The sequence below is a fragment of the Acidobacteriota bacterium genome (genome assembly GCA_034211275.1).
GTDB lineage: Bacteria > Acidobacteriota > Thermoanaerobaculia > Multivoradales > JAHZIX01 > JAGQSE01.
Genome location: JAXHTF010000062.1, coordinates 1 through 6,189, shown reverse-complemented (window position 1 = coordinate 6,189; position 6,189 = coordinate 1). Strand labels below are relative to the sequence as shown.

General features: G+C 63.3%; 6 protein-coding genes. All 6 read left to right on the top strand.

Annotation, left to right across the window (positions count from 1 at the left end; all coding sequences use genetic code 11):
- Positions 1–59 precede the first annotated feature (59 nt).
- Entirely contained in the window at positions 60–1,379 is a 1,320-nt protein-coding gene (locus SX243_11950; protein MDY7093674.1) for an MFS transporter, read from the top strand.
- A gap of 65 nt (positions 1,380–1,444) precedes the next feature.
- Positions 1,445–2,275, top strand: a complete 831-nt coding sequence (locus SX243_11945) for a GH25 family lysozyme (protein MDY7093673.1) — start codon at positions 1,445–1,447, stop codon at positions 2,273–2,275.
- Positions 2,275–2,574, top strand: coding sequence for a hypothetical protein (locus tag SX243_11940; GenBank protein MDY7093672.1), 300 nt, complete (start codon positions 2,275–2,277; stop codon positions 2,572–2,574). The genes SX243_11945 and SX243_11940 overlap by 1 nt, the downstream gene beginning before the upstream one ends.
- Positions 2,575–3,335: 761 nt before the next feature.
- The gene (locus tag SX243_11935; protein ID MDY7093671.1) at positions 3,336–3,926 is read left to right on the top strand and encodes a hypothetical protein; all 591 of its coding nucleotides are present in this window, start codon (positions 3,336–3,338) and stop codon (positions 3,924–3,926) included.
- Positions 3,927–4,019: 93 nt separating this feature from the next.
- Positions 4,020–4,550 carry a peroxidase-related enzyme gene (locus SX243_11930; GenBank protein MDY7093670.1) on the top strand — a complete coding sequence of 177 codons (531 nt, stop codon included), beginning with the start codon at positions 4,020–4,022 and terminating at the stop codon, positions 4,548–4,550.
- Between the two features lie 563 nt (positions 4,551–5,113).
- On the top strand, positions 5,114–6,189 hold a 1,076-nt coding region (locus SX243_11925), incomplete at its 3' end, for a hypothetical protein (protein MDY7093669.1).

Genomic DNA, 6,189 nt, shown 5'->3' with positions numbered 1-6,189 from the left:
GCGGGGCGCTGGTCTCGGCAAAATGAATGATCTGATTTGTTGTTGAGGAAGGCGGGCCCATGGAAATGAAAGCACGGTTGGCGGACGGCGGATTCCGCGCCTTCCTATGGATTTGGATCGGGCAGGTGGTTTCCAACCTGGGCTCCGGGCTGACCCGCTTCGCCATCGGCGTGTGGGTCTTTCAGGAGACCGGCTCCGCCACCCGCTTCACTCTCATCGCTTTCTTCGCCACCATCCCCGCCATCGCCCTCTCGCCCATCGCAGGGGCCTTGGTGGACCGCTGGAATCGGCGGCGAACGATGATGCTCAGCGACGCCGGGGCGGCAGTGACCACTGTGTTGCTGGTGTTCTTACTGGCCAACGACGCGCTGGAGATCTGGCAGATCTATCTGCTGGTGGCGCTGAGCTCCGCATTCAACGCTCTGCAGGTGCCCGCCTTCTCCGCGGCGACGACTCTGTTGGTGCCCAAGGTGCACTTCGGCCGGGCCAGCGGGATGAATCAATTCGGTCAGGCGGCGGGCCGGGTGCTGGCGCCGCTGATGGCCGGCGCCTTGATGGGGTGGATCGCCATCGAAGGGGTGATCTTGGTGGACCTGGCCACCTTCCTCTTCGCGGTAGCGGTGCTCTCCTTGGTGCGGGTACCGGAACCGGAGCGCAAGAGCCCGGCTCCCGGTGCGCGGCGACCGTCGCTGCTGCGGGAGGCGGCCTATGGCTGGACGTACATCTGGCAGCGCCCGGGCCTGGTGCGCTTGCTGGGTTATTTCGCCATGCTCAATCTCATCCTCCCCTTCGGCTTGGTGTTGACGACGCCGCTGGTGCTCTCCTTCGCCGGCGCCGAGGAGCTCGGTGTGGTGCTGGGTCTGGCTTCGTCCGGAGCGCTGGTGGGGGGAGCTTTGATGAGCGCTTGGGGTGGGCCCCGGCGGCGGGTGATGGGTGTGCTGGCGGCGGGGCCGCTGGTTTCCCTGGGCCTGGCCATCGCCGGGCTCCGGCCCTCCCTGGTGCTCATCGGTGCTGGTTTCTTCCTCATCACCTTGGTGGTGCCGGTGGTCAACGGCTGCAGCCAGGCGATCTGGCAGAGCAAGGTGGCGCCGGAGGTCCAGGGCCGGGTCTTCGCCATGCGCCGGATGATCGCTCAATTCACCGGCCCCCTGGCTTTCCTCGGTGCCGGCCCGCTGGCGGATCATGTGTTCATTCCCCTGCTCGAAGCGGGCGGTCCGCTGGCCTCCACTCTCGGTCCGCTGGTGGGAGTCGGCCCGGGGCGGGGGATCGGCCTGCTCTTCCTGGTCCTCGCCGCTCTATTCTTGGCGTTTACGGGTTTGTTCGCCCTCAGCCCTCGTCTGCGGAACCTAGAGGACGAGATCGAGGATGCGGTGGACTGAGAGGGGACGCCCCGGGGGCTTCCAGGGGCCTCGGTAGCAGGGGAGTAATGGTAGATTTGCCGGTCATGAGAAGCTTCTACCAGAACTTGGGTACCTTCCTCCTGATCCTCCTGTGCATGGTGCCGCTGGCCTGTGGCGAGGGGCCGCCGGCGGAGGCCCCGGCACCTTCTGCGGCCTCCACACCCGCAAAGGAGACACCTCCCCCGGCACCTGCGCCGCCGCAGATCTCGCCCCAGGAGGTGGTGGACCGCCTGCATCAGGGGGTGGATGTGTCGGTGCACAGCGGAGCCGTAGATTGGCAAGCGGTGGCGGACGCCGGGCATCACTATGCCTACCTCAAGGCGACGGAAGGGGTGGACCTCAAGGACAGCGCTTTCGACGATCACTGGCAGCGGGCGAAGGAAGCCGGATTGGTGCGCGGCGCCTACCATTTCTATGTCACTGAAGATGATCCGGAGGAGCAGGCTCAATTCTTTATCGAGAACGTCGAGCTACGGCCCGGCGACTTGGTGCCGGTGGTGGATGTGGAGGTCCTCGGACATGGCACCGAGCCCGGTCTGCCGAATCGGCTGCGCCGCTTCCTGGAGATCATCGAGGATCACTATGGGGTCAAGCCGATGATCTACACCAGCCCCAACTTCTGGAACCGACACGTGGCCACCAACTTCGGCGACTATCCGCTGTGGATCGCCGAGTACGGGGTGGAGCAGCCGCAGTTGCCCAACGGTTGGGACGACTGGCATCTGTGGCAGTGGGAGGATGATCCGCAGGTCCCCGGCGTGGAGAAGGACGCCGACCGCAGCCACCTGAACCGCGAGCGATCGGATTTGCACCGGTTGGTGATCCCGGGACCGGCAGCCACCGAGGAGGCTTCCGGGCCAGAGGTGGAGAGCTGATGGCGTCTGAGCCGCGGGTACTTTGTGAGACTCCGACTCCGGGTAAGCAGCCGGTGACGATTCCGGAATGGAAGTACCGCGCGGTGGCGGATGCGATTCTGGCGGTGGTTCCGGTGGAGGAACCAGGGATTCCTTTTCAAGAACTGCCGGACGCCGTCGCCGACCGGCTCCCCCAGGAGACCCGCCAGCGGCTGGGCTCGGTGGCCTGGCATGTGACGACGGTGAAGCTGGATTTGGAGGTAAAGGGGAAGGTGCGGCGGCTGAAGGCGGGGGGAAGGCAGCATTTGGTGCGCGGTTGAGTGGGTGCTCGTTCCTTGGGTGATCTCTCGATCCAGCTGAAGGAGGGACCCACTTGTTGGATCTTGTTGGCTTCTCCGAGAATCTGGGAGGAAGTTGGGCCCCAAATGTTGATGATTCTGGCCACTCAGTCCTGCCAGGGAGGTTTTTGATCCCGGATGGAGGCATCTTGGAGGTCTCCGAGAATCTGGAGAATCCCCTTTACCCCATCTTTGGAGAGGCCTTGGAGCGCTCGGGTACACCTTTCCGGAGGACCATCCGGCAAGGATCCGGCTGGTCTCAGTTCTTCACGACATCCTGGGCGTTCCCCAGTCAGCTCACGGGACTACCCGGCTCTGGCGTTTGAGGGGCTACCGACAAAGGCTAAGGCTGGGGGGAAAGTGCCTTCCGGAAAGGCTACGAGCCGATTGCCTGCTCTGAGCAAGGCCGAGGCTGCAAGATAGGCGGCTACTACCTGCCGATAGGCTTCTTCGAAGACCTCTCGTGCCTGTTGGCTCGCGGCGATGACCAAGGACCTAGGGCCTTTCTTTGGCTTCTTTGGGGCTCGACGGGGATTCTGGCGCAGCACTCTCCTGCGGCCCACAGGCTTGGTTCTGTGCTTCTGGTGCCGGACTCGAGTCTCCTTTTCGATCTCCACGACCAGGGCTCGGACCTGGGCCTGGTACTCCTCCCAGGATAGATCCCTCCAACAAGGTAGCTGGGCTAGCTCGAGCACCTCTTCCTCCTCGTAGTCCTCTTGCTTGGGAGGAGATGCCGGCCGATTGTGGCGAGCACGGCAAATGGCCGTGCGATTGACCCAAGTGCCGCGGTGAATCTGGCCTTCCAAGATCATCGAAGCAGGATGAAGGCCCGGCCACTCGAGGGGACTGGCTACGAGATCCTCCTTGCAGCCGTGGGAGAGCAGGTAACGCAGAACTTGCATCTGCGAGCCTTCGTCATCGGCCACTACCGAGTAGGAATATTGACGGTGCCAGAACTTGCCGGACCAGCCGTGGATTCGGCTGGCCTCTCGGGCCAGGTTGCCGGCGAAGTAGTTCATGAACCGAGCCATGGCCTTGGTGTCGGGGACGAAGAGCAAGAGATGAACGTGGTTGCCGAAGATGACCGGTGCAATGACCTGCACGCCGGTCCGCTGGGCGGCGCGGGCGAGGATGGCAGTTGCCAACTGGTTGAGCTGACCGTTGGGGGTCAGGAGGAAGCGGGCCTGGAGGCACCGGTGAGTGATCAGGACCAGGGCTCCACCGAGGGGTACGAATCGAATCGGTTGTTTCATGACAACTCCTTTCACTCCTGGAAGAGGGCAAAAGGGGTTGGTATCGCTCACCTTTTTGGGAAAAACGGGGAGTTTTTTTGAATCCCCAGAGGTGGGACCCAAGTGTTGGTCCTGGTAGGCTTTGGGTCTAACTTGTAGAGAGAACAGCAGTTTGCGGAGCAGAGGAGGGCCCCGATGGCTTATATCGACTATGTGCCGGTGGACGAGATTCCCGCCGAGGACCGGGTGGCAGACGAGGACAACATCCTGCGCATTCACGGTGTTCACAGTCGCACCATGCCGCTGCACTACGAGCTCTACCGACAGCTGATGTACGGACGCGGGCCTCTCAGCCGTGCTCAGCGGGAGATGATCGCGGTGGTGGTTTCGGCCCACAATCAATGTCACTACTGACTGCAACACCACGGAGCGGGGCTCCGTCGAGTTTGGGGTCGGAAAATCGATGCAGTAGAGCAGGAGGTCTTGCTGACGGCGCTGGCAGCGGATCATCGAGCTGCGGATCTAGAGCCGGCGGATCGGGCCATGTTGGACTATGCGGTGAAGCTGACCCGGACTCCGTGGGCGATGGAATCGGCGGATGTGGAGTCTCTGCGGGACGCCGGGTTCGAGGACCGGGCGATCCACGACATTTGCGCCATCACCTCGTACTTTGCCTTTGTCAACCGCATAGCCGACGGGCTGGGGGTGGAGTTAGAGGGCGATTGAGGGCTCCTTGCTGAGGGGGCTTCGAGGCTCCCTCTAGCGCGGAATCAACACTTGGGTCCCCTCTTGGGTGGTGGAACCAACACTTGGGGCCTACCGCATGAGCTGACGCCGGTTCTGCCCGGTTGACGGTCCTTGGTCGACCCCTTCGTCGGCCCCTTCGAGATGTGACAATCAACACTTGGGTCCCCCCTTGGGATGCTTGGTAGGGGGAGGATCGAGGTGGGTGTTTCCGAGTGGACGGATTACAGATTCTTCTTGACTTCGGAAAGTCCCTTCGGTAGCCTCAATCCAATCAAGTCAATCCGGTGGCGATACATCCGAGCCACGTTCCCTGCCGGCTTTGTATTGGACGAATCCAAGCTTTGCTGCGAGGACTGCGTCTATTTGAAGCAGAGATGCCGTTGAACGGCTGCTGCCTCTGCTAGCTGTCAGGGAAGATCACGAATTTCTCAACCGCGAGCGGTCTGCGCGGAGGAACTGTTTCCTTCGTCGCAAACGGCAGAGCTGCGCCCGAATGGTGTTGTGGGTTACGACCCGGGCGCATGGCTTGAAGGAGTGGCGGTATGAGAACGTGGATTTGCGGCTTGGTGAGTTTCTTTCTGGCAGCCTCTGCCGGTGCGGCCGCGAACGTTTCCATCGACAAGAGCTCGGACGCCTCCGGACCGGTGTCCCGCAGTGCCACCGTGGTGTACACGCTGGAGGTGGAGGCTGATTCGCTGGGGGATGATGCCACCGATGTCGAGGTGGTGGACGATCTCCCCGCCGGCGTCACGTATTCGAGCAACGATTGCTCCGCCAGCCACTCCGCCGGCCGGGTGACCTGGGATATTGGCGACCTGGATGCCGGCGATGCCGTCTCCTGCGACATCACCGTGACGGTGGATGCGGACGCCTCGGGGACCATCACCAACACCGCCACGGTTACCGCCACCGAGGATCCTTCCAGCGACAGCTCGAGCGCCGCCTTCGACGTGCGCGAGGCGGATCTCAGCGTGGTGAAGAGCCGCGCGGGAGGCGCCGCGGAAGTCGTCCCCGGCGAGACCGTCACCTACGTGCTGACGGTGTCCAACGCCGGCCCCGACGACGTCACCGCCGCAGATGTCTTCGACACCTTCGACAGCACGATCCTGGATCTTTCCGGTTCCTCTTTCTGGACTTGCAGCGCCGACACCTCGTCCAGTTGCCCGGCCTCCGGCTCCGCCGCGGATCTCGCTGCGGGAGTGAAGGTGGACATCGCGGCGGGGGAGTCGGTGGTCTTTACCACCGATGCCATCCCGGTGGATCCCTCGGCGACGGGCACGCTGAGCAACACTGCCTACGTGGTGGCGGACGATGTCTACGATCCTTCCGGCGCCTCGACGGCGGTGGGGGATCCGTGCCCCACTGACGGTAGCGACAACAATTGCGACGTCGACGATGCCGCTCTTCAGCCGCGGGCGAATCTCGCCGTCACCGTCGACGACGGGGTGACCTCGGTGGTTCCGGGCAAGGATCTGACGGTGACGGTGACCGTCAGCAACGCCGGTCCCAGCGACGCTCCCGGGAGCCAGGTCAGCGCAGACTTGCTCTATGACCTCATCGGCATCTCTTGGACCTGCGCCACCCCCGGCGGCACCACCGCCACCTGTAGCGCCAGCGG

Bases quoted from the DNA above. Each gene is read 5' to 3' on its own strand.
- SX243_11950 (MDY7093674.1), top strand. From the start codon at position 60: ATGGAAATGAAAGCACGGTTGGCGGACGGCGGATTCCGCGCCTTCCTA.
- SX243_11945 (MDY7093673.1), top strand. From the start codon at position 1,445: ATGAGAAGCTTCTACCAGAACTTGGGTACCTTCCTCCTGATCCTCCTG.
- SX243_11940 (MDY7093672.1), top strand. From the start codon at position 2,275: ATGGCGTCTGAGCCGCGGGTACTTTGTGAGACTCCGACTCCGGGTAAG.